Below are 23,161 nucleotides of genomic sequence, written 5' to 3'. Positions count from 1 at the left end.
CACGCTTGCTAGAGTCCGTGCCCATGTCGATCCCTGACGACCTGCTCCTCGATCTCGCCGCCATGGTCGAGTCGGAGCAGACCAATCAGATGTCCCTGACCGTCGTGGTCCACGGCGCCGTCATCACAGGCCGCCTCGCCCCCGAGAGCGTCTGGCGCCAGCGGGTGGCCGAGGTCCTGCGCGACTCCGACCAGCTGGGCCCGTTCGCCGAGATCTTCAGCTCTCCCGGACGCGGCGACAGACAGCCGGCCGAGGCACCCTCACACCTTCATTTCCACGTGGCGCGCATCCTCCAGGGCACCCTGGGCATCCCCGAAACCGGCGGAATGTACCGGATCGCGGTCAAGGACGTCAGCGCCTGGACCGTCGGGGACTTCAGCTACTCCGACAAATAACCCACCGTCCGTCCCGCACCGGAGGACGGCCGCCCGCAATTCACCTGCGGGGGCCGTCCCCGGCGACCCGTGCCGGACAATGCCATGGCAATGCCGCCGAACGGCGCCGCACAATGTCGCCATGCGGATCTCGATGCTGGGGGCCCTGGACGTACGGGGCGAGGACGGAAGCGGCGTCGCGGTCGGGGGGACCCGCCTGCGGGCCCTGCTGATCCTGCTGGCGCTCGAGCCGGGGCGGGTGGTGGCCTCCGAGCTCCTGATCGACGGGATCTGGCAGGACGCTCCACCGGCCGGCGCCGCCAACGCCCTTCAGGCACTGGTGTCACGGCTGCGCCGGGCCCTGCCCGCCGTGGAGGTGGCGGCGCACCCGGCCGGATACCGCCTGGTGGTCGCGCCCGACGCGGTGGACGTGGTCCGCTTCGAACGGCTGGCCTCGGCAGGCCGCGGGGCACTGGCCCGGGACCCCGCCGCCGCGGCACGACTGCTCCGCGACGCCCTGGAGCTGTGGCGCGGCCCGGCCCTGCTGGACGTCGCGGCCTCCGCGTCCTTCCGGGCCCCGGTGACCCGGCTGTCGGAGCTGCGGATGGCGGCCCTGGAGGACCGGATCGAGGCGGATCTACGGCTGGGACGCGGCCGGGAGCTGACCGGCGAGCTCACCTCACTCGTCGCCGAACACCCCTTGCGGGAAAAGCTCGTCGGGGCACTGATGCGGGCCCTCGTCGCGGCCGGACGGCCCGCCGAGGCGCTCACCGTCTACGGAAACGCGCGCGCGGCCCTCGCCGAGGAGCTCGGGACGGACCCCTCCCCGGAGCTGTCCGCCCTGCACACCGCCGTACTGCGCGGACAGGTCGAGGTCCCCGCGGGTCCGCCGCCCGGGGCCACCGGACCGCCGCCGGACCCCGACGCGCCAGCGTCTCCACTGCCGTCACCACCGACCAACCTCCGGGCCGGACTGGCCAGTTTCGTGGGCCGCGACGAGGACCTCAGCCAAGTCGACTCCCTCATGGGCCGGTTCCGGCTCACCACGCTCATCGGCCCCGGCGGCGCCGGGAAGTCCCGGCTGGCCCTGCAGAGCGCCCGCCCGCTGCTCGCCCGCTTCCCCGACGGCGTCTGGCTGGTGGAGCTGGGACCGCTGGGCGCGGCGGCCGACGTAGCGCCCGCCGTCCTGAACGCGCTGGCCCTGCGGGACCAGGCGCCCGCCGCGGGTGACCCGCTGGACCGGCTCACCGCGGCCCTGCGCACCCGCACCGCGCTGCTGGTCCTCGACAACTGCGAGCACCTGATCGAAGCGGCCGCCGCGACGGCCGACCGGCTGCTCGGCGCCTGCCCGGGACTGCGCATCCTGGCGACCAGCCGGGAGCCGCTCGGCCTCACCGGCGAGGCGCTGTGGCCGGTGCGTCCGCTGGACCTCCCGCCCGAGGGCGCCGACGCGGCGCAGGCCCTGTCGTACGCGGCGGTGCGGCTGCTGAACGACCGGGCGGCGGCGGCCCGTTCCGGCTTCGCCGTCACCGAGGAGAACGCCCCCGCCGTGACCCGGATCTGCCGGGCCCTCGACGGGATGCCGCTGGCCGTCGAACTGGCGGCGGCCCGGCTGCGCACGATGAGCGCCGAGCAGCTCGCGGCGCGGCTCGACGACCGCTTCCGGCTGCTGACCGGCGGCGCGCGAACGGCTCCGCGCCAGCACCGGACCCTGCGCGCGGTGGTCGACTGGAGCTGGGAGCTGCTGACGGAGGCCGAGCGGGTGCTGCTGCGCAGGCTCGCCGCATTCCCCGGCGGCGCCACGGTGGAGACGGCCGAGGGGGTCTGCGCGGGCGGCCCGGTCGACGCGTACGACGTGCTCGACCTGATCACCTCGCTGGCCGACAAGTCCCTGCTGGTGACGGCGGGCGACGGGCGCTACCGGATGCTGGAGACGATCCGCGCGTACGGGCTGGAACGGCTCGAAGAGGCCGGTGAGCGGGAGGCGGTCCGCCGCGCGCACGCCGCGTACTTCACCGGGCTGGCCCGGACCGCGGACCCGTACCTGCGGCGGGCGGAGCAGCTGGAGTGGCTCGGGCGGCTCACCGAGGAGCACGACAACCTGGCCGCTGCGCTGCGGGGCGCGATCGCGGCGGGCGACGCGCGGGCGGCCGTACGGCTGGTGGCGGCGGCCGGGTGGTACTGGTGGCTCGGCGGGCACAAGGCGGAAGGCGCCGAACTGGCTGCGCGGGCCCTCGCGTTGCCCGCTCCGGACGAGGCGGACGGGACAGATGGGGACGACGGGGCGGACGGGGACGACGGGGACGACGAGGCCCGCGCCGTGGCCTGCGCGCTGGCGGTGCTCTTCGCGACGGCCGGACTCGGTGACGACCGGCGGACCGGCGAACTGCTCCGCCAGGGGCTGCTGCTCGCCGGACGCAGCGGGAGCCGGCATCCGGTGGTCCGCTTCCTGGAGCCGCTGGAGCGGCTGCTGCGCGGGGCCGACGGGGGCTCGGCGGACCCGGCGGACGCGTGGGCGGGGCTGCTGGCCGACGAGGACCCCTGGGTGCGGGCGCAGGCCGGGCTGGAGGGCGCCAAGACCCTGCTCGGGGCCGGCGGCCCGCCCACGCGGGCGCAGGCCTCGATCGAGGCGGCCCTGGCCGGGTTCCGCGGGCTCGGGGAACGGTGGGGGATCTCCTTCGCGCTGACGCTGCTGGCCGATCTGGTGGCCCGGCGCGGCGACCACCGCGCGGCGATCGGCCACTACGAGGAGGCCGTGGCGGTGATCGGCGAGCTGGGCGTCGTCGAGGACCGGCTGTACGCCTGGGTCCGGCAGGCGCAGCTGTGCCGGCTGGCCGGGGACCCGGCGGGCAGCGCTGCGGTGATGGCCCGGGCGGAGCGGGACGCGGTGGCGGCGGGCTGGCCCGAGGCGCTGGCCATGATGGCGCACGGCAAGGCGGACCTGGAGCGCTGGAACGGCGAACCGGCGTCGGCCCGGGCCGAACTGGCGCGGGCCAGGGAGGCGGTGCGCGAGGTCGCCGTGCACCCGGTGTTCGAGGCGGTGGTGCTCGACTCCCTCGGGTACCTGGACGCGGCGGACGGTGCGTTGGCCGCCGCCCGCGCCCACCGCGCCGAGGCGCTGGAGCTGGCCGTGTCCTGCGGGCACGCGCCGACGCTCGCCCAGGTGCTGGTGGGCGTCGCGGACCAGGCGGTCCGGCTGGACCGGCCGCGGGAGGCGGCCCGGCTGCTGGCCGCGGCCCTCGCCGTGCGCGGCGGGCCGGACCACTCGCGCCCCGACGCGGCACGGGTGGAGGGCGCGGCGCGCGCCGCGCTCGGCGACGCGTACGAGGAGTACGCGCGGTACGGGGACGCCGGCGACGCGCCGCGGCCGGCGGCCGTACGGGACCTCGCGCGGGTCACCCTGAGCGGTTGAGCTCCCGCAGGAAACGCTCCTGGTCCGCGAGGAGGCCGGGCGGGAAGAGGGCGCGCGGGGCGAACACCGCCGTCAGGGAGCCGCCAGGAGGAGCGCTCGACCTCGGTGCGCAGCAGGGAGTGGGTCGCCCCCGGATAACGGCGGACCGTGAGGGTGCCGGGGGGCAGCACGCTCCGGTGGAGCGCCTCGGTCTCGGCGCCGTCCACGTTCAGGTCGTCGGCGCCGGAGATCAGCAGCACCGGGACGGGCGGCATCGCCCGCAGGTCGGCGGTCATGTCCGCGGTGTGGTTGCGGCTGATGAACGTCCAGCGCTCCGGGGTGAGTTCCCGGTCGGCGCCGGGACTCGCGCGGTACTCCTCGTACGTCGCACCGCGCCGCAGCAGCGACAGCGTGGCCTCCCGGGTGCGCAGGGCGGCCGCCGTGCGGTCGGCGCCGGCTCCGGCCGCCCGGAGCTCGGACCGCAGGTGGTACTCGCCCTGGCGCTCCCAGTTCACGGCGGTGCCGACCGCGATGACGAAGCGCACCCCGGGGGCGGGGGCCCGCGCCACCACCTTGGGCATGACCCAGCCGGCCTGGCTGGCGCCCCACAGGCCGATGCGGGCGGGGTCGATCTCGGGCCGGGTGCGGGCCGCCCAGGTGAGGGCGTCGACGCTCTCGCGGGCCCGGTCGTCCATGGTCTGGCCGAGCCAGTCGGCGGGCTTGTCGAGGGAGAGCGAGGCGTAACCGGCCCGGGCGAACGCCTCCCAGTAGGGGCGGTAGAAGCCGTCGTGGGTGGCGTCGATCCCGCCGTCGCCGTGCACGAGGACGACCAGCGGGAAGGGCCCGGGGCCCCGGCCGGCCGGGGTGGCGAGCACCCCGGGGAGGTCGTGGCCGGCGGCGGGGACCGTGACGCGCTCCTCGTGGAGGCCGTAGTCGTGCTGCCACAGGACGACACCGGTGAGGAGGAGGGCGGTGGTGAGGGCCATGAGGAGGCCGGACAGCAGTGCCCGGCGCAGTCTGCGGGCCGTTGCGGGTACGGGGGGCTCGGTCATCTCGGCTCCGGATTCCTCGCTCGTGGATTCACACACTCGTTCGCTCACATCAAAAACGATCGTAACGGCAATGAACGTATTACGCTTGCACGTATGACGACGGAGAGCGTGGAGGTACGGCGCGGGCTGCCCGAAGGGGCCGCTCCGCGCGTCGCCGAGCTGTACTGGGAGGCCTTCGGGGGAAAGCTGGGCCTCGCGCTCGGCCCCGCGGAGGCCGGACGGCGCTTCATCGCCGGGCACCTGCACCCGGACCGGGCGGTGACCGCACTGTCCGGCGGCGACGGCCAGGGGGGCGGCCGGGTGGTCGGCGTGGCGGGCTACCAGCTGGCCGGGCGCGGCCTGGTCGGCGGCGACGCGGCCGCGGTCATGGCCCAGTACGGGCGGGTCCGGGGCCTGTACCGGGTGGTCCTGCTGGCCCTGCTGGAACGCACCCCGGCCCGCGGCGAGCTGGTCATGGACGGCATCGCCGTGGACCCCGCCGAGCGGAGCCGGGGCATCGGCGGCCTGCTGCTGCGGGAGATCGAGGCGATCGCCGTGGAGCAGCGGTGCCGGCGGATCAGGCTGGACGTGGTCGCGGAGAACCCGCGGGCGCGGGAGCTCTACGAGAAGCACGGGTTCCGCGCGGTACGGGTGCAGCGCACGCCCTGGCTGCGGGACGTGCTGGGATTCGGGGGCGTGACGACGATGCACAAGGAGGTGGCGGCACGATGAGCGGGATCCCCACGCGGATGGTGGTGCACGCGCTGGTCCGGGAGGACGGGACGGTCGCGGGCGAGGAGCTGTACGAGGTCGCCGCCCTGCTCGGGATGACCGACCAGCAGGTGCGGCTGTGCGTGAAGCGCCTGGAGGCCGAGGGCCGGTTCACGGTGGAGGGGCGCGGCCGGCGGGCCGTGCTGCGCCTGTCGGGCGCGGAGCCGGGGGCCGGACTGCCGCTCGTGCCGGAGGTGGAGTTCGTCCGGCACGCCTACCGGCAGGACCGGGGGCTGGAGCCGTGGGACGGGCTCTGGCACGCGTTCGCCTTCGCCGTACCGGAGTCCGCGCGGGCCGCGCGGGACTCCCTGCGGGACGCGCTGACCGGGCTGGGAGCGGCGCCGGTCCAGGGCGGTCTGTACGTCACGCCGAACGCGATCGGCCCGTACGTGCGGGCGCACGCGGCGGAGCTGGGCCTGTCGGAGGCGCTGACCTGCCTGAGCACCCGGGACCTGGCGGTGGGCGGCACCTCGGACCCGCGCGCCCTGGCGGAGCGGCTGTGGCCGCTGCCGGAGATCGCGGCGCGGTACGGGGAGCTCCGCGCGCTCGCGGAGCAGCCTGCCGGGCCCGGCCGGGCCGACGGGCTGGCGCACGCCGTGACACTGGCCGCCGCCTTCTCCGCCGCGATGCTCCCCGATCCGCTGCTCCCGCCGGAGCTGCTGCCGCAGCCGTGGCCGGGCACGACGGCCCGGGCGGCGGCGTCCGAGGCCTGGGCCGGGCTGGGGGCCGCCGCCCCGGCCACCGGGCCCCGGCTGTTCCGCCTGTACGGCGAGGCCCTGGCCTGAGCCGGCACGGGTGCCCGGGTGCCGACCCCCGCCCCGTCCACATCATGGACAACTACGCTCGTTTCATGAACGCAGAAGCCGACGCCCTCGCCGCCGTGAAAGACGCTGACCGGAAGCATGTCTTCCACTCCTGGTCGGCGCAGGAGCTCATCGACCCGCTCGCCGTGGCCGGCGCCGAGGGTTCGTACTTCTGGGACTACCAGGGCAACCGCTTCCTCGACTTCTCCAGCGCCCTCGTCTACACGAACATCGGCTACCAGCACCCGAAGGTCACCGCGGCCATCCAGGAGCAGGCGGCCAAGCTGTGCACCGTCGCGCCCGGCTTCGCCGTCGACGTGCGCTCCGAGGCGGCCCGGCTGATCGCCGAGCGCACCCCCGGCGACCTCGACAAGATCTTCTTCACCAATGCCGGTGCCGAGGCCGTGGAGAACGCCGTCCGCATGGCCCGGCTGCACACCGGCCGGCCCAAGGTGCTGTCCGCGTACCGCTCGTACCACGGCGCCACCTCCACCGCGATCAACCTGACGGGCGACGCCCGCCGCTTCGGCAACGACTCCGCGACCGCCGGTGTCGTGCACTTCTGGGGGCCGTTCGCCTACCGCTCGCCCTTCTACGCGGCCAACCCCGCCGAGGAATGCGAGCGGGCCCTGCGCCACCTGGAGGACACCATCGTCTTCGAGGGGCCGCAGTCCATCGCCGCGATCATCCTGGAGACCGTCGGCGGCGCCCCGGGCGTGCTCGTGCACCCGGACGGCTACCTGGCCGGCGTACGCGCGCTGTGCGACCGCTTCGGCATCGTCTTCGTCCTGGACGAGATCATGGTCGGCTTCGGGCGCACCGGTACGTGGTTCGCCTCCGAGCACTGGGACGTGACCCCCGACCTGATCTGCTTCGCCAAGGGCGTGACCAGCGGATACCTCCCGCTCGGCGGGGTCGCCATCTCGGCCGCCATCGCCGAGACCTTCGCCCGCCGGCCCTACCCGGGCGGACTGACGTACTCCGGGCACGTGCTGGCCTGCGCGGCCGCCGTCGCGACGATCGGCGTCATGGAGGAGGAGGGCATCGTCGAGCAGTCCGCCCGGACGGGTGCGGAACTGCTCGGCCCCGGCCTGCGCGCGCTCGCCGAGCGGCACCCCTCGGTCGGGGAGGTCCGCGGGCTCGGCACCTTCTGGGCCCTGGAGCTGGTGCGCAGCAAGGAGACCCGCGAGCCGCTGGTCCCGTACAACGCCTCCGGGGCGGAGAACGCCCCGATGGCCGAGTTCGGGGCGGCGTGCAAGAAGGGCGGGCTCTGGCCGCTGACCGCCGGCAACCGGATCCACATCGCACCGCCGTGCAACATCTCGCCGCAGGACGTGGCCAAGGGGCTGGAGATCCTCGACGAGGCCCTCTCGGTGGCGGATGCCCACACCGCCTGACCTGGGCTTCTGTGGGGTCGCCCAAGGCGTGGGTGCTGGTGTTCGGAGGATTTGTACGGGGATCAACCCCCGGTGCGCATGCTGCAATCCGTGCAGGCCTTCAAGACGCACAACAGGCCAAGCACCTACGAACCGGGATGCACGTCAGGCCCGGGGCGGTCCCTCGGCGAGGGGCCGAACGGCGGGGAGCGGGACGTCCTTGATTCGGGCGGGCGCTGGACGCCGGGCGTACGGGATCCAGACGACCGGACTCCGTGTTCCCGAGTACCCGAAGGAAGACAGCATGAGCAAGCACGTCCTGGCCCAGAACCAGTACGGCAAGGCCGAGAACCGCATCGTGAAGGTCACCCGCAAGGGCGGCGACGGTTCCTGGCACGAGATCCGCGACCTCAACGTCTCGGTCGCGCTCCGCGGTGAATTCCGCGACGTCCACCTCACCGGCGACAACGCCAACTGCCTGCCGACCGACACCACCAAGAACACGGTGTACGCCTTCGGCAAGGAGCACGGCATCGACTCGCCCGAGGCCTTCGGCATCCTGCTCGCCAAGCACTTCGTCTCCTCCCAGCAGCCGATCCGCGAGGCCCAGATCCGCATCGAGGAGTACGTGTGGGACCGCATCCCGGTCCCCACGCGCAAGGAGCAGCACTCCTTCGTCCGCAAGGGCCAGGAGGTGCGCACCGCGCAGATCACCTACAGCGAGACGACCGGCCTGCAGGTCATCTCGGGTCTGAAGGACCTGACGGTGATGAACTCGACCAACTCCGAGTTCCACGGCTACATCAAGGACAAGTACACGACCCTGCAGGAGGCGTACGACCGCATCCTGGCGACCAAGGTCACCGCGCGCTGGGCGCACTCGGCGCTGGCCGCCGACGACGCCGGGTACGACTGGGACCAGGCGTACAAGAAGGTCCGCAAGAACCTGCTGGAAGCCTTCGCGGAGACGTACTCGTACTCGCTGCAGCAGACCCTGAACCAGATGGCCGAGCGGGTGCTCGACAACTGCGCCAAGGTCAACGAGGTGCGCCTCAACCTCCCCAACAAGCACCACTTCCTCGTCGACCTGGAGCCTTTCGGCCTCAAGAACGACAACGAGGTCTACTTCGCGGCGGACCGGATGTACGGCCTGATCGAGGGCACCATCCACCGCGACGGCGTGCAGCCGGTGATCGCCACGTCCGACTGGATCGTCGCGTGACGCGCGGCTGACCGCCCGTTCGGCCCGGACCGCGTCGCGGGGTCCGGGCCGAACCGTTTCACCCACCGCGGCTACGGCTACGGCTGGCCCTGCTCCTGCCGCGCCTGCTCCTGCCCGGCCCGCTCCTGCCCGGCCCCCGGCTGCTCGTCCTGCGGCTGTCCGACCAGGAGGTTCCAGCGCCCCGCCCGCCCGGTGAGGGTGGTCACCGACTCCGGACGTACGTCGAGCCGCCAGAAGGCCGCCGCGGGCAGGTCCAGGGCGTGCACCACGGCCGCCCGGACGACGGCCTGCTCGACCACCACCCGGTGCGTGCCCTCGGCCAGGCCCGCCAGCACCGCCCCGACGCGCGCGATCAGCGCGTCGACGGACTCCCCGCCCGGCGGCGCGTACGCGGGATCCGACAGCCAGGCGTGCACGGCCGCCGGGTCCCGGCCCGCCACCTCGTCCAGGGTGCGCCCGGCCCACTCGCCCGTCGACAGACCGCGCAGCCCCTCGTGGCCCGGGCACGGCCGGGCGTGACCGAAGCGGCCCTGACGGGCGGCCGGGTCCAGAGGGAAGGTGATGAGCCGAACTCGTACCAACGGGGTCTTCATAAGGGGAGCGTAAGCGCGGTACGGTCACAAATGGTTCAATTGACTTACGACGGAACGACGGAAGCACGGTGAGAATCCGGCACGGTCGCGCCACTGTGAAACCTCCCGGAGGGGGAGGAAAGTCAGACCCGCCACCGTCGTAGCGAGCACCACTGACCGGGACGCGTGTTCCCTCTGGAGGTTCTGCCATGGCCCACTCCGCCGTGCCCACGACGAACTCACCCGTCATCGCCCCCATCTCGCTCTCCGCGCTGGCCCCCTGGGCCGTGTTCGTCGGCATCCTCATGCTCGTCCTGCTGTACTTCGTCGGCGCCGAGCAGGGCGCCACCTCGGTCTTCGAAGGGGAGACCATCCACGAGTGGCTGCACGACGGCCGCCACCTGCTCGGGTTCCCCTGCCACTGATTCCCCTGCCACCGACCGACGTCTCAGCAAGGGAACAGATCGATGACTTCCACTTCTCCGGGTGGGGTCTCCCCCCGCACCCTGCTCGTCCGCGGCATGCTCGCCGGCCTGCTGGCCGGCGTGGCCGCCTTCCTCGTCGCCTACCTCCTCGGTGAGTCCAAGGTGGACGCGGCGATCGCCATCGAGGAAGCCGCCGCGGCCGGTCACGACCACGGCGAGGACGCGCCGGTCAGCCGGGCCCTCCAGGCCACGGCCGGGCTCGGCACCGGCGTCCTGCTCTACGCGGTGGCGCTCGGCGGCATCGCCGCGCTCGTCTACTGCTTCGCCCTGGGCCGCATCGGCCGCTTCGGCCCGCGGGCCACGGCCGCACTGGTCACCGGGGGTCTGTACGTCACCGTGACACTGGTGCCGTTCTTCAAGTACCCCGCCAATCCCCCCGCCGTGGGCGATCCCGGAACCGCCGCCCGCCGGACCGCCCTCTACCTCCTGATGATCGCCCTGAGCGTGCTGCTGGCGGCCGGCGCGCTGATCCTCGGGCGACGGCTCGCACCGAAGCTCGGCAACTGGAACGCGTCGGTCGTCGCCGGCGCGGCCTTCGCCTTGGCCATCGGCCTCTCGTACGCCCTGCTGCCCGGCATCGACGAGGTCCCGCCGGGCTTCCCCGCCGCGCTGATCTGGGAGTTCCGCCTCGCGTCCCTGGCCATCCAGACGGCACTGTGGACGACTTTCGGCCTGGCTTTCGGTTTTCTAGCCGAACGAGCCCTTGTGCCCGCCTCCGCACCCAAGGAGGCTGTGCAGCCGACGAGTTGAGCACGAGGGGGCCGGTAGTACATGGCGACGGCGATCAGGCAATGGCGGGGCTGGACGGGCGCGGCCCCGTTCTGGCTGAACTCGTTCCTGCTGCTCCTGGCCCCCTGCTGCGCCGTCACGCTCTTCGGCCAGATCGGGATCATCGCCGCGCTGGCCGCACTGGGCGGCCTGGCCCGCCACCTCTGGTACGGCGACTACGGCCACCCCGCCATGCACCTGGCCGGGGCGCTGATGGGGGCGGGCGCGGCCGCCCTCGTCATGTGGGGCTGAGCAGGCTCTCACCCGTTCGGGCGCATGGGCGCCACCGTGGGCGTTCGGCGGGTGGACCCTTCGCGAACTGCGAAGACTCCCCGATCGGGCGACGACACGCCCGTGACGCCATGTCAGTCCACCGTGTTGCACGGGGTACCGACGGGCAGAGGAGGTGTCCACTGCTCACATGACCCGGCTTCCCGAGCCGGACAGGAGGGAATCCCATGCCCCGCGCCAAGTGGGTCGTCGCTTCGCTGACGGTGGTTCTGCTGTCCACCGGCATCGCGGTGTTGCAACGGACCGAGGGTGCCCTTCCCGCGGCCGTGACCACCGACGACGCGCTGCCCTCCCGGGCGCTGGGGCTGTCGGGCCACCGACGTCTGGTGCGGGAGCTGGAGCAGTCCGGCGAGCACACCCCCGGCACGGGGGCCCGGTCGCCGAGGACCGCACCCGGGCCGCTGCGGGCGGTCACCGGCCCCCTGCGGGCCGCGCGGCCCCTGCGGTTGCGCATCCCGAGCCTGGGCGTGGACCTCCCGCTGGGCGGTGGCCGTGCGGAGGTCGCCTGGGACACCGGGGGCCCGGCGCCGGGTGCGGCCGGGACCGCGGTTGTGACGGTGGAGGGGCTTCGGCTCGGCGAGTTGCGGCGGGGCCGGACCATCGAGATCCCCCGCGCGGACAGCCGTACCGCCGTGTTCACCGTCGTACGGATCTCACCCGGCAGGTCCTCCGGCCACGAAGGCGCGTCCGGCCGGGCCCAACTGCGGCTGGTCGGCGGCGAGACCGCCGTGCTGGCCCGGCTGACCGGGCAGCGCCGCACCCGTTGATACCACCGGATCGGGTGGCGGTCCGTCAGCCGAGGGGGGTGTCTTCGTCCCCCGGTCGGGGGCTTCTCGGTGTCCGTCCGGGAGTCGTTCGGCGTGGCGGGGCAGACCCCTCGCATGAGCGGGAGGCACCACGCGCGTTCGGCACTGGCCAGGGCTCTGACCGTGGCCTGTGTCGTGCTGCTGTGCGTCTTCGGCGCCGGTCCGGCCGGAGCCGAGGCCGCCGAGTTCCGCCCCGCCTCCACCGCCTCCACCGCGCCGGGCGCCCCCGCCGAGTCCCCCGAGCCCGGCGAGGGCCAGTCCGATCCGGCTCCGGCTCCTGATCCCGAGGCGCGGGCGGCCGTACGGACGGTCACGCGCGGGCTGTCCGGCGTACGGCGGGCACCGCTCGCGGTGTTTCACGTGGAACATCCGGCCGCCCCGGTGTGCGGGCCCGCCGCGGAGGCGGCGGCCGAACCGGCCCTGTGCCGGCGGACGGTGCGGAGTGTGGTGCTGCGCTGCTGAGCGGACCGAGGTCCGGACGCAGCCCCCACACCCCCCTGAGCACCGTGAGGTTCCGCCATGCCCATCGACCCCTACGCCGCACTGAACGCCATGCTCCGCGCCGAGGTCACCCGGTTCTCCCCGCCGGTCCGGCAGACCGAGCCGGCCGCGTCGCCGAAGACCACGGCCAACGCCACGGCCACCTCCACAGCCACCGCCACAGCCGTCGAGGCCGAGAGTGAACCGCAGCGGACCGCCCCCGCGGACTCGGCCGCGTAGGAACCGCGCGGACGCGCCAGGAGCGCCGGGGGTACCGGCGCTCCTGGCGCGTCCCGGCCGTGCGACCGGCTCGGCTCAGTCCTCGTGCGTGTAGTAGCGGTAGAACGCCGCCGCACCGACACCCGCGGCGACGGCGAGGCCCACCACCACGGCCTTGAGGATCGACTGGCCGGTGAGGCTGTGCAGATAGCCCACCGCGATGCCGCCGAAGGCTCCGTAGGCGGCGGCGTGGACCTCGCGCATCATCCGGGGACCGACCCTGGCCAGGCCGAACATGATCCCTGCGAAGATCACGCCGCACAGGATCCCGTAGAAGACGTTGGCCGTGGTCACCGGACCCGCCTGGCGCTCGATGAAGGCGGCCCAGAATCCGTAGACGAGCCCGAGGAGCACAGGCCCCACGAACGCGCTCTTGTGCAGGTGGGTCTTGCTCGCGCTCTGCCGGCGCCGCCCGAGGGCGCTGGGTGCCGCATGTGCCATGACGGGCTCCTCTCTCCCATCATCCAGGGCACACCCGCCGCCCCCCGGCGGCAAGTGGATCAGCGGTCATGGCGTGCGCACGGCCACCGCGTCGATCTCGAAGAGCATGTCGGGCAGGGCGAGCGCGGCGACGCCGATCAGGGTCTGGGCGGGCAGTTCGGTCCCCCAGGTGGCGTGCAGCTGCTTCAGCAGGATCTCCAGCTTCCGCTGGTCGTGGCCGACGATGTAGGTGCCGATGCGGACCACGTCGAAGGGGCCGAGGCCGACCGCAGCGAGGGCGGTACGGAGGTTGGCGAAGGCCCGCTCGACCTGGTCGGCGAAGTCCTCGGAGACGACGCGGCCGTCCTGGTCGGAGCCGTACTGGCCGGCTATGAAGACCTGCTCGCCGGGTGCGGAGACGATGTGGCTGTAGCCGTAGCCGGTCGGGGTGTGGAGTCCTGCCGGGTTGATGATGCTGCGCGTCATGCCGAGCTCCCTGTGTCCGTATCCGTGTCCGTACGTGCGGTGCGGTGCGCGCCTTGGGGCTCCGTGGTGCGGCTACCGCGCGGCGAGCCAGGCGCGCAGCCGCTCGGGGGCCCCGGGGGCCTGCCGTTCGGCCTGCTGCCGGATCTCGTCGAGGTTCTGGGCCGCCAAGGCCCGGCGCCAGGCCAGTTCGGCGCGGGTCATGGCGTGCGCGATGGCGCAGTCGGCGGCGTCCTTCTCCGGGGCGGAGTCCGCCGGTCCGCCGGCGCCGGGCCCCTGCTGCCGGATCTCCGCGCACCGGAAGGCCTCCTCGGGCCCCTCGACGGCGGCGACCACGTCCATGAGCGAGATGGCCTCCAGCGGGCGGGCCAGCCGGAAGCCGCCCCGGGGGCCGGGGGTGGAGGTGACGATGCCCGCCCGGGCCAGCGCCTGGAGCTGCTTGTTGAGGTAGGCCGCGGGCAGGTCGTGCCACGCGGCGAGACGCGCCGCCGACACGGCGCGGTCGGGGCCGCTCCAGGCCAGGTTGACGCAGCTGTGCAGCGCCCACTCGACGCCCTCGCTCATCCTCATATCCTGGATATTAAATATCCAGGATTACTGGCGCAAGGGTGCCACGCCGTCCGGCGGCCCACCACCCGCCCGCAGCAACACCGCTCGCGCCCGGCCCCGCGTCCGCATTCCCTGGTGACGTGCGCACCATCCTGTCGACGGTACTCATCGCGCTCGTGGCCCTCCTGGTGCCCGCGAGCGCCGTCGCGTACTGGGCGGACCGCGAGCTGGGCAACGCCGACCGGTACACCGCCGCCATGTCCCCCCTCGCCGAGAACCCCAAGGTGCAGGAGGTCGTCGTCACCCAGGTCACCCGCGCCCTCGCCGGCCAGATCGACGCGGGCCCCTTCCAGATCGGCCTGGACACCCTGCTCGGCGAGGCCCTGCACTCCTTCGCCGGCACCGCCGCCTACCGGACCGCCTGGGACGCGGCCAACCGCGCCGCCCACGCCGCGTTCCTCGACGCCCTCACCACCGGACACGGCGACGCCCTCACCATCGACCTCGCACCCGTCATCGCCCAGGTCAGGGGCGATCTCGTCGCCGACGACGTGCCCTTCGCGGACCGCATCCCGGTGACCCACCTGACCGTGAAGGTCATGGAGTACGACAACCTCGCCGCTCTCCGGAAGGGCTTCCACATGCTCCAGGTCGCCGGCGTCTGGCTCCCCGTACTGACCCTGGTCCTGGCCGCGACGGCCATCGCCGTCGCCGTCCACCGCCGCCGCGCCCTCATGGCCACCGGAGCGGGGCTGGCGATCGGGGCCGGGCTGCTGTGGCTCGCGGTGGACGTGTGCCGCCGGCTCACCCTGGACGATCTGCCCGCCGACATCGACCGGCCCGCCGCCGGAGCCGTGTACGACGCCCTCACCGCGTACCTGCGCACCACCGCCTGGGTGGTGCTGGCGATCGGGCTCGCCGCCGCACTCGCCGCATGGGTGATGGGCCGACTACGCCACACCCCATAAGCTCGGAAGGTACCAACACCATCAGAACCACGCAGAAGATCACAGAAGAACCGATTCGCGAGCGGCGGGCACGGAAGCGGGAATGAGCACCGAACGCACCGAACACATATCGTCGCGGCGAGCCCGGCACCATCCGCTGGCTCCGCCCTCCTGGCTGCTCAACGGGCTGAAGCCCAGTGCCGCACCGATCCCGTGGGCCGCCGTGGCCCGGGCCTCGGTCGCGATGTCCGTGCCGCTCGCCGTCGGCTTCGCCCTCGACGAGCCCGAATACGGCGCGCTCGCCTCCATGGGCGCCCTCGCCGGAGTCATCGGCGACACCGCCGACGCCTACCGGATGCGCGTCCTGAACATCGCCGTCCCCCAGCTCTTCGGCGCCGTCGGCGTGGCGCTCGGCACCCTGGTCTACGGGCACGGCTGGCTGGCCGTCGGAGCCCTCACCCTCATCGCCCTCGTCTCCGGGATGATCTCCTCCATCGGCACGGTGGCCTCCGTGTCCGGACTGCTGCTCCTGCTCAACGCCGTGATCGGCGCCGGACTGCCGCTGCCCGAGCCCTGGTGGACGGCCCCGCTGCTGCTGAGCGCGGGCGGGCTGTTCGTCCTCGCGCTGAGCCTGCTGGGCTGGCCGCTGCACCGCCGGCAACCGGAGCGCACCGCCGTGGCCGACACCTACCGGGCCCTGGCCGACGCCCTGGAGGCCGCCGGCGGACCCGGCGCCCCCTACGACGAACGCCGGCAGCAGGTCACCCACGCCCTCAACCACGCCTACGACCTCGTGCTCGGCCGCCGGGCCCGGGTGCACGGGCGCAGCCCCTCGCTGGTGCGGCTGCTGGCCCAGCTCAACGTGGTGATCCCGCTGGTGGAGGCCGCGCCCGCCGCGCACCTGCGCGGCCGGCCGCTGCCCCCCGAGATCCCGGCGGCCGTACGGGACCTGGCCGACGCCGTCGAGGAGGGCCGCACCGGAACCCCCGTACTGGAGCTGCCCGCCGCGCACACCCCGGCCGAACGGGCCGTCGACGCGGCCCTGCGCCATGCCGCGAGGATCGTGTACATCGCCCGGCCGGACCTGGACAACGTCGACGACCGGCTCGGCCGGCCCGCCGCACTGCGGGTGCGGGCCCGGCGGGCGGTACGCGACATGGTGCTGTCCCGGGCCTCCTGGCGGTACGGGCTGCGGCTCGCGCTGTGCATCGGGATCGCGCAGTCCCTCGTATCGGTGATCGAGTTCGAGCGGTCCTACTGGGTCGCGCTGACCGTCACCTTCGTCCTCAAGCCCGACTTCGGTTCGGTGTTCTCCCGGGCCGTACTGCGCGCGCTCGGCACCGCGGGCGGGCTGGTCGTCGCGGCCGCCGTGCTCTCCGAGGTGCCGCGCGGCTGGTGGGACGTGCCGGTGATGGTGGTGCTGGCCGGGCTGATCCCCGCCTTCTCCGTCAAGGGGTACGCCTTCCAGACCGCCGCGATCACCCCGGTGATCCTGCTCCTCTCGGACCTGCTCAACCACCAGGGCTTCGACCTGATCCGGCCCCGGCTGGTGGACAGCCTGATCGGCTGCGCCATCACCCTGGTCTTCGGGTACCTGCTGTGGCCCGAGAGCTGGCACACCCGGATCGGGGACCGGCTCGCCGACACCGTGGACGACGCCGCCCGCTACGTGGAACGGGCCTTCGCGCCGGTCGCCGACGAGGCCGCGTTCGCCGTGGCACGGACCACCCGCCTCCAGGCCCGGCGGCGCATCTACCGGGACCTGTCGGGCGTACGCAGCGAGTTCCAGCGGGCGCTGACCGAGCCACCGCCGACCGGGGCGCGGGCCGCCGCCTGGTGGCCGCTGGTGGTCGCCGTCGAGCGGATCGTGGACGCGACCACGGCCGCGCGGGTCCGGGTCAACCACGGCGCGGCCCCGCCCCCCGCCGACGAGGTGGAGTCGATCGCGCGGCAGCTTCGCGAGCTGGCCGTGCGGGTGCGCAGCAGCAGCATCCCGGTACGGGTCGACGCGGGGCCGCCGGGCGAGGCAACGAGCGTGCTGGCCCCGGTCCACCAGGAGATCGCGGCGGCCCTGGCCATCGCCCGGCCGGAGTCCTGACCGGCCCACCGCCCCCGCCCGGGACCGGTGTCCCCCGAATGGGTCGCCTCCCGGGCCGGGCGGGGGCGGACGGGGCAGCATCGGAGCATGCGCCGCGTCCCAGCCGTGATGGTCCTCGCCGTACTCCTGGCGGGGTGCGCCGATGTGGAGGGACTGCAGAGCGAGGGCGACCTCGGCACGGTGCACGCACCGAAGAGCCTGTGGAAGGACATCCGCCCCGACCCGCCCGCCCCGGACCAGAAGCCGGGCACGGCCGCCGTGGTCCCCGGGCTCCCCAAGGTGACGGACCTGAGCATGCGCGGGGTGGACGCGCTGTCCGTCGTACGCGCCGACATCACCTCCGCCGCCGAGCAGGACGGCGGGACCGGCCGGCTCGTCGACCCGCGCGCCGTCCGGCGGCTCGGTCTCTGCACACAGGCTGTGGACGGCGGCCCCGACTGCCCGGTGCGCCCCGCGGTCCTGCACGACCTGACGGGCAACGGCCGGGAGGAGCTCATCACCGCCCTGGACGTCGACGGCCGGGTCAGCGAGCTGCGCGTCTACACCGTTCAGGACGACGGGAGCATCGCCCGGATCCTGTCCCGGCGCGCGGTGCTGGAAGGGGTGGAGGTGGCCGCCGAGCACCTTGCGGTCCGCGAGCCCACGACCAACCCCGACCACGTCGCCGTGTCCGACTACGTGTGGGACCCGAAGGCCGGGATCATGAACCTGTCCCAGCTCACCCTCGACGACTGCCCGGGGAGCGCAGAGGGTCCGGCGGGCGGGGACGGGGCGCGATGCGCGCGCTGAGCAGCCTGCGCTGGAAGATCGCGCTGACCACCACCATGGTGTGCTGCATGGTCGCCGCCGCCCTGGGCATCCTGGTGCACAACGTGGTCGCCCGGCAGATGGTCGGGGAGGTCCGCAAGGCCGCCGTCACCGAGCTGGACCACGCCCTGGGCCACTACGAGTACGGCACCGCGCACGGCGACGTGAACGCCGTGTTCGACCCGCCCGACCTTCCCCGGCGCCTGCGCGAGCTCGTCGCGACCGGCCAGACCGGCAGCATCGTCGGCGTACAAGGGGGAAAGCCCGTCATGTGGGCGGCCGGACCCGCCGACGACAAGGCGCTCGCCGTCTGGCTGCCCTTCGGGAGCACCCGCGCACGGCTGCGGGACATCGACACCGCGATCCTCGCCTCCGCGGTCCTCGCGGCCGGTCTGGTGGCGCTGGCCGGCCTGTTCCTCGCCGACCGGATCAGCCGGCGGCTCGCGACCACCGCCGCCGTGGCCCGCCGGATCAGCGCCGGGGACCTCGACGCCCGGGTGAACCTCCAGGCCGAGGGGGACGATCCGGGGCCGGGCCGCTCCCGCGACGAGGTCCAGGACGTGGCCCACGCGCTGGACTCGATGGCGAGCTCGCTCCAGGGCCGGCTGGAGGCGGAGAAGCGCTTCACGGCGGATGTCGCGCATGAGCTGCGCACCCCCCTCACCGGTTCGCTGGCCGCGGCGGCGCTGCTGCCCGAGGGCCGCCCCAAGGAGATGATCAACAGCCGGCTGAAGGCCCTGCACCTGCTGACCGAGGACCTGCTGGAGATCTCCCGGCTGGACTCGGGCGTCGAACGGGCCGACCTCGCCCGGGTGGAACTCGGCCGGGCGGTGGAGCGGGCGGTCGCCGCGGCCACGGCCGCCGCCGGGGGCGGGGCAGCGCCGGAGGCCGGGCCGGCCGCTTCGGTACGGGTGGTCGAGGACATGGTGGTGGTCACCGACCGGCGGCGGCTGGACCGCATCCTGGCCAATCTGCTGGTCAACGCCGGCAAGCACGGCAGACCGCCGGTCGAGGTGACCGTGGAGGGGCCGGTGGTGGTGGTCCGCGACCACGGTCCGGGCTATCCGCCCGAGCTGATCGAGCAGGGCCCGCAGCGGTTCCGTACCGGGGACCCGGGCCGCGGGCGCGGTCACGGCCTGGGCCTCACGATCGTGATGGGGCAGGCGGCCGTGCTGGAGATCGTGGTGGGCTTCGCCAACGCGCCCGACGGGGGCGCGGTGACGACGCTCCGGCTCCCCGTCGGCAGGATGCCGGAGGGGAATTGACCGACTTGAGCCACTTGGACGCCCGAGGGGCGTGTTTCACGTGAAACACGCCCCTCGGGTCAACCGGTCCGGTCAGACGCCGATGTTGCGGCCGTCCTTGCGCCAGACGGACACGACCGCCGGGCGGACGATCTTGCCGGGGCCGTCGGGCCACACCGACTGCGGCTTCTCGACGGACGCGCCGTCGATCTCGCCCGGGTGCTGGACGGAGACCAGGACGCGCTTGTCCTGGATGAGCGGGCCGCAGGTCTCGGCGCCGCGCGGAACGGTCAGGAACTGCTTCAGCTCACCGCGGCGCTCACCGGCCGTCGCGACACCGAACAGGCCGTCGTGGGAACCCAGCTGGTTGCCGTCCGTGGAGATCCACAGGTTGCCGTGCGGGTCGAAGGCCACGTTGTCCGGGCAGGAGATCGGGCTGACCTTGTCCTTGGGGAAGCCCGCGAAGTAGGTCGCCGGGTCGTTCGGGTCACCGGCGACCAGGAAGAGCCGCCAGGCGAAACCGTCGCCCGCCGGGTCGTCGAAGTTCTCGGCGAGCTCCAGGATCTGGCCGTGCTTGTTCAGGTTGCGCGGGTTGGCCTCGGTCGCGCCTTCCTTGCCCGGCTTGCCGCGGTCGGCGTTGTTGGTCAGCGCGATGTAGACGCGACCGGTGCGCGGGGAGGGCTCGACGTCCTCGGGGCGGTCCATCTTCGTGGCGCCCACCTTGTCGGCGGCCTGGCGCGTGAAGACGTACACCTCCTCGGCGGTCATGCCCTCGACGTGCGAGACATTGCCGGTGGCCAGCTTGATCCACACGCCGGAGCCGTCGAACTCGCCGTCGGAGGGGAGCTTGCCGGTGCCGTCGATCTCGGCGGCCGGGGAGTCACCGGTGAGCTTGGCGACGTAGAGGGTGCCCTCGTCGAGCAGCGTGAGGTTGTGCTCCTTCGCGGCGCGCGAATTGCCCTTCTTCATCCGCTTCGACGAGACGAACTTGTAGAAGTAGTCGAAGCGCTCGTCGTCGCCCATGTAGACGACCGGACGGCCGTCCTCGGTCAGGCGGGGCTGCGCGGCCTCGTGCTTGAAGCGGCCGAGCGCGGTGCGCTTGCGCGGGACCGAGTTCGGGTCGTACGGGTCCAGCTCGACGACCCAGCCGAAGCGGTGCGACTCGTTGGGCTCCTGCGCCACGTCGAAGCGCTTGTCGAACCGCTCCCACTTGCGCTCGGTGGCGCCGGCGGTCACGCCGTAGCGCTTGAGGCGGGCGGCGGCGGTCGGGTCGGTGACCTGGCCGGCGTTGCCGAAGTACTGGTTGAAGTTCTCCTCGCCGTGGAGGGTGGTGCCCCACGGGGTGGTGCCGCCGGCGCAGTTGTTGAGCGTGCCGAGCACCTTGGTGCCGGTGGCGTCGACGGAGGTCTTCAGCAGGGCGCTGCCCGCGGCCGGACCGGTCAGCTTGAACTCGCTGGTGGCGGTCAGCCGGCGGTTGAGCTGGTGGCGGCTGATCGCGGTCAGCTTGCCGCTGCGGTGGTCCTCCTGGACGGCGACCACGGACAGGCCGTGCGCGGCCCAGGCGATCTCGACCTGCTCGCGGGTCGGGTTGGCCGGGTCGTACGCCTTGAACATGAGGTTCTCGTCCGTGTACTCGTGGTTCGCCACGAGCAGCTGCTGGCGCTCGTAGTCGCCGCCGAGCGGGAGGAGGCTCAGGAAGTCGTTGTTGTAGCCGAACTGACCGGCCTGCGCGGCGGCCGTCTGCTTGTCGGGGTTGAAGCCCGGGGCACCCTTGACGATCGGGTCGCCCCAGCGGATCACCACGTTCTGCTCGTGGCCCTCGGGGACCGTGACCTTGTCGTCGGTGTTCGGCGCGACGGCCTTGAAGCGCAAGCCCCGGGCGGCCTCGCCGCCCTTGCCCGCGGCGGCATCGGCGGCGTCGGCGGCGGGAGTGGCGTTGGCGGTCTGTCCCGGGCCGCTGAGCGCCACGGCGGAGCCGGCCGCGGTGGCGACCGTCACGACGGCGGCGGAGCGCAGCATCGCGCGGCGGGAGTAGGCACGGGCTATGACATCGCCGGCGTACTCGTTGTCGCTTGTGTTCGGCACCTCGTGGAAGCAGGCGTCGCCACAGCGGTAACGACAGGTGAGAGCGGACCGGCCGCTCCCATGCGGGTTGCCGATGAACGGCAGAAGCTTGCGCACGAGTGTCCTCCGAGTAGCTGCGTGGGCGCCGACAACGCGTCGGTACGATCCAGCCGCGACGGTAGGCCCGGGTTGCGCCGAAGCGGCGGCGCGGGGATGAACGGTCGGTGAACCCGGCACGTCGGAGCGGCAGTTCACGGAGCGTGTGCGGGTGGGTGGGAGCCGGGCGCCACGAAAGGCGCCCCTGCCGAAGATCCAGCCGGGCGGCCGATAACCTTACGTGTCCACTCTGGGCAGGGATCATCCGCGCAGCACGGACAAATGACGCACGCACACATGCGAAAGGCCTGGCCCATGGGTATTCGGAGCTTGTTGCGCAAGGTATTCGGACGGTCCGCGGAATCCGTTCCGGAGACTACGGACACCCCTTCGGCCGCTGTCCCCAACCAGGCGGAACGGACCCCCTTGGACGTCGCCGCCGAACTGGTGGCGGCGTCCTTCGACAACCCCACCGTTCCGCCGCAGTCCGCCCCGCGCGACCGTGAACCGGGCACGGTCCTCACCGCCCCCGCCCAGGTGGCGGACCCCACGGTCCCGGAGGCCCGCCGTGCGCCTGCGGCGAAGCCCGGCGGAGAAACCCCCGCACCCCCGGCACCGGAACAGGCCGAGCCGGCCGCCGCCCCTGCTGCGGAGCAGCCCGAGGCGGACGCGGAACCGGCTGCCGCCGAGGCCATCGCGCCGGAGGCCCCGCTGGAGGCGGACACCGCCCCCGCTGCGGAGCAGCCCGAGGCCGCTGCCGAAGCCACCGAGGCGGAGCCGGCCCAGGCCGAAGCGCCGCAGGCGCAGGACGAGGCCGCCCCGGTCGCCGCCGAGGCGGAGCCCGAAACCGCGCCGCAGGCGGAGGCGCAGGACGCTCCCGCGGAGGAGCCGGTCGCCGCTGCCACGGAACAGCCCGAGGCCGAGGCACCGACCGCGCCGGAGGCGGACACCACCGCCGAGGCCGAGCCCGAAACCGCACCGCAGGCGGAGGCGCAGGACGCTCCCGCGGAGGAGCCGGTCGCCGCTGCCACGGAACAGCCCGAGGCCGAGGCACCGACCGCCCCGGAGGCGGACACCACCGCCGAGGCCGAGCCCGAAACCGCGCCGGAGGCAGAGGCAGAGGCCGAGCCGGTCGGGGCCGCTCACGGGGCTGCTGCCGTGCGGCGGCGGGCTCCTGAGGTCGCCGGGGCGTACAAGGCCGCCGGGCAGGTGCTGCGCGGCAAGGGGAAGACCGGGGCGCGCGCGAAGGTGTACCTCGTGCTGGACCGGTCCGGTTCGATGCGCGGGTTCTACAAGGACGGCAGCGCCCAGCACCTCGCCGACCACGCCCTCGCCCTCGCCGCGCACCTCGACGACGCGGCGACCGTGCACACCGTGTTCTTCTCCACGGACGTGGACGGCACCGCCGACCTGGCCCTCGACGGCTACGACGCCGCCTGGGTCGAGACCCGCCACGCCGAGCTCGGCCGGATGGGCCGCACCAGCTACCACGTGGCCGTCGAGGCCGTCCTGGAGCGCTACCGGAAGGACGGCGGCGAGGGCCCGGCCCTGGTCGTCTTCCAGACCGACGGCGCCCCCGACAACCGCCAGCCCGCCCGCCAGGCACTGGCCGACGCCGCCACCACGGCTCCGGGCGTCCACTGGCAGTTCGTCGCCTTCGGCGACCACGACGCCAAGGCCTTCGACTTCCTGCGCAAGCTGGACGCCGAGAACGCGGGCTTCTTCCACGCCGGCCCCGCCCCCACCGAGCTGACCTCCGCCGCCCTGGTCAAGGGCATCCTGGAGCAGTTCTAGTACGGCGGGC

Annotated in this window: 22 protein-coding genes and 1 pseudogene; 17 read left to right on the top strand and 6 right to left on the bottom strand. The window is 73.6% G+C overall.

Annotated features, from left to right (window positions below):
• Nucleotides 1-23: 23 nt before the first annotated feature.
• Together JYK04_RS22680 and JYK04_RS22675 are read left to right on the top strand one after the other, a co-directional pair.
• Nucleotides 24-395, top strand: a complete 372-nt coding sequence (locus tag JYK04_RS22680) for a hypothetical protein (RefSeq protein ID WP_189738368.1) — start codon at nt 24-26, stop codon at nt 393-395.
• Nucleotides 396-516: 121 nt separating this feature from the next.
• On the top strand, nt 517-3,786 hold the full coding sequence (locus JYK04_RS22675) for an AfsR/SARP family transcriptional regulator (RefSeq protein ID WP_189738365.1): 3,270 nt from the start codon (nt 517-519) through the stop codon (nt 3,784-3,786).
• Between the two features lie 167 nt (nt 3,787-3,953).
• On the opposite strand, the pseudogene JYK04_RS22670 reads toward JYK04_RS22675, so the two are convergent.
• A pseudogene (locus JYK04_RS22670) lies at nt 3,954-4,751 on the bottom strand (alpha/beta hydrolase family protein); the annotation flags it as partial.
• Nucleotides 4,752-4,910: 159 nt separating this feature from the next.
• On the opposite strand from JYK04_RS22670, the gene JYK04_RS22665 reads away from it, so the two are divergent.
• The 4 genes from JYK04_RS22665 (at nt 4,911) to pucL (ending at nt 8,968) form a co-directional block, all read left to right on the top strand.
• Entirely contained in the window at nt 4,911-5,528 is a 618-nt protein-coding gene (locus tag JYK04_RS22665; RefSeq protein WP_189738362.1) for a GNAT family N-acetyltransferase, read from the top strand.
• A complete protein-coding gene (locus JYK04_RS22660; RefSeq protein ID WP_189738359.1) occupies nt 5,525-6,352 on the top strand; it encodes a PaaX family transcriptional regulator C-terminal domain-containing protein in 828 nt (275 codons plus the stop codon). Before JYK04_RS22665 ends, JYK04_RS22660 begins: the two co-directional genes overlap by 4 nt.
• A gap of 65 nt (nt 6,353-6,417) precedes the next feature.
• On the top strand, nt 6,418-7,767 hold the full coding sequence (locus JYK04_RS22655) for an aspartate aminotransferase family protein (protein ID WP_189738356.1): 1,350 nt from the start codon (nt 6,418-6,420) through the stop codon (nt 7,765-7,767).
• 283 nt (nt 7,768-8,050) lie between these two features.
• The gene (pucL, locus tag JYK04_RS22650) at nt 8,051-8,968 is read left to right on the top strand and encodes a factor-independent urate hydroxylase (RefSeq protein WP_030016547.1); all 918 of its coding nucleotides are present in this window, start codon (nt 8,051-8,053) and stop codon (nt 8,966-8,968) included.
• 77 nt (nt 8,969-9,045) lie between these two features.
• Here the strand turns inward: pucL and JYK04_RS22645 are convergent, their stop codons facing one another.
• On the bottom strand, nt 9,046-9,561 hold the full coding sequence (locus JYK04_RS22645) for a histidine phosphatase family protein (protein ID WP_189738353.1): 516 nt from the start codon (nt 9,559-9,561) through the stop codon (nt 9,046-9,048).
• 188 nt (nt 9,562-9,749) lie between these two features.
• Here JYK04_RS22645 and JYK04_RS22640 point away from each other — a divergent pair, with 188 nt between their 5' ends.
• From JYK04_RS22640 to JYK04_RS22615, 6 genes are all read left to right on the top strand, one after another.
• Nucleotides 9,750-9,965, top strand: a complete 216-nt coding sequence (locus JYK04_RS22640) for a CbtB domain-containing protein (protein ID WP_030016542.1) — start codon at nt 9,750-9,752, stop codon at nt 9,963-9,965.
• Nucleotides 9,966-10,007: 42 nt separating this feature from the next.
• Nucleotides 10,008-10,775: a CbtA family protein gene (locus tag JYK04_RS22635; RefSeq protein WP_189738350.1), complete on the top strand. Its 768-nt coding sequence runs from the start codon at nt 10,008-10,010 to the stop codon at nt 10,773-10,775.
• A 21-nt stretch (nt 10,776-10,796) separates the two neighbouring features.
• Nucleotides 10,797-11,045: a hypothetical protein gene (locus JYK04_RS22630; RefSeq protein WP_189738347.1), complete on the top strand. Its 249-nt coding sequence runs from the start codon at nt 10,797-10,799 to the stop codon at nt 11,043-11,045.
• A 206-nt stretch (nt 11,046-11,251) separates the two neighbouring features.
• Nucleotides 11,252-11,851, top strand: coding sequence for a class F sortase (locus JYK04_RS22625; RefSeq protein WP_189738344.1), 600 nt, complete (start codon nt 11,252-11,254; stop codon nt 11,849-11,851).
• Nucleotides 11,852-11,965: 114 nt separating this feature from the next.
• The gene (locus JYK04_RS22620; RefSeq protein ID WP_189738341.1) at nt 11,966-12,352 is read left to right on the top strand and encodes a hypothetical protein; all 387 of its coding nucleotides are present in this window, start codon (nt 11,966-11,968) and stop codon (nt 12,350-12,352) included.
• 57 nt (nt 12,353-12,409) lie between these two features.
• A complete protein-coding gene (locus JYK04_RS22615; protein WP_189738661.1) occupies nt 12,410-12,610 on the top strand; it encodes a hypothetical protein in 201 nt (66 codons plus the stop codon).
• A 75-nt stretch (nt 12,611-12,685) separates the two neighbouring features.
• Here JYK04_RS22615 and JYK04_RS22610 read toward each other — a convergent pair whose 3' ends face one another.
• The 3 genes from JYK04_RS22610 to JYK04_RS22600 all read right to left on the bottom strand — a co-directional run bounded on the left by JYK04_RS22610 (nt 12,686) and on the right by JYK04_RS22600 (nt 14,116).
• Entirely contained in the window at nt 12,686-13,090 is a 405-nt protein-coding gene (locus JYK04_RS22610; protein WP_189738338.1) for a hypothetical protein, read from the bottom strand.
• Between the two features lie 66 nt (nt 13,091-13,156).
• Complete coding sequence (locus tag JYK04_RS22605) at nt 13,157-13,555, bottom strand: RidA family protein (RefSeq protein WP_189738335.1); 399 nt, start codon at nt 13,553-13,555, stop codon at nt 13,157-13,159.
• A 72-nt stretch (nt 13,556-13,627) separates the two neighbouring features.
• Complete coding sequence (locus JYK04_RS22600) at nt 13,628-14,116, bottom strand: RrF2 family transcriptional regulator (RefSeq protein ID WP_189738331.1); 489 nt, start codon at nt 14,114-14,116, stop codon at nt 13,628-13,630.
• 125 nt (nt 14,117-14,241) lie between these two features.
• Between JYK04_RS22600 and JYK04_RS22595 the strand changes: the two genes are divergently transcribed.
• From JYK04_RS22595 to JYK04_RS22580, 4 genes are all read left to right on the top strand, one after another.
• Entirely contained in the window at nt 14,242-15,069 is an 828-nt protein-coding gene (locus JYK04_RS22595) for a hypothetical protein (protein ID WP_189738328.1), read from the top strand.
• Between the two features lie 82 nt (nt 15,070-15,151).
• Nucleotides 15,152-17,146 (top strand): FUSC family protein, encoded by a 1,995-nt coding sequence (locus JYK04_RS22590; RefSeq protein WP_189738326.1) that lies wholly within the window; start codon nt 15,152-15,154, stop codon nt 17,144-17,146.
• Between the two features lie 87 nt (nt 17,147-17,233).
• Complete coding sequence (locus tag JYK04_RS22585) at nt 17,234-17,935, top strand: hypothetical protein (RefSeq protein WP_229875393.1); 702 nt, start codon at nt 17,234-17,236, stop codon at nt 17,933-17,935.
• A complete protein-coding gene (locus tag JYK04_RS22580; protein ID WP_189738323.1) occupies nt 17,923-19,218 on the top strand; it encodes a sensor histidine kinase in 1,296 nt (431 codons plus the stop codon). Before JYK04_RS22585 ends, JYK04_RS22580 begins: the two co-directional genes overlap by 13 nt.
• A 72-nt stretch (nt 19,219-19,290) precedes the next feature.
• Here the strand turns inward: JYK04_RS22580 and JYK04_RS22575 are convergent, their stop codons facing one another.
• The gene (locus JYK04_RS22575; protein ID WP_189738320.1) at nt 19,291-21,378 is read right to left on the bottom strand and encodes a PhoX family protein; all 2,088 of its coding nucleotides are present in this window, start codon (nt 21,376-21,378) and stop codon (nt 19,291-19,293) included.
• A 405-nt stretch (nt 21,379-21,783) separates the two neighbouring features.
• On the opposite strand from JYK04_RS22575, the gene JYK04_RS22570 reads away from it, so the two are divergent.
• Complete coding sequence (locus tag JYK04_RS22570) at nt 21,784-23,151, top strand: VWA domain-containing protein (protein ID WP_308431041.1); 1,368 nt, start codon at nt 21,784-21,786, stop codon at nt 23,149-23,151.
• Nucleotides 23,152-23,161 lie beyond the last annotated feature (10 nt).

The organism is Streptomyces nojiriensis, assembly GCF_017639205.1.
Classification (GTDB): domain Bacteria; phylum Actinomycetota; class Actinomycetes; order Streptomycetales; family Streptomycetaceae; genus Streptomyces; species Streptomyces nojiriensis.
Note: the sequence above shows the minus strand (reverse complement) of the source record. Positions and strands in the feature narration are given on the sequence as shown.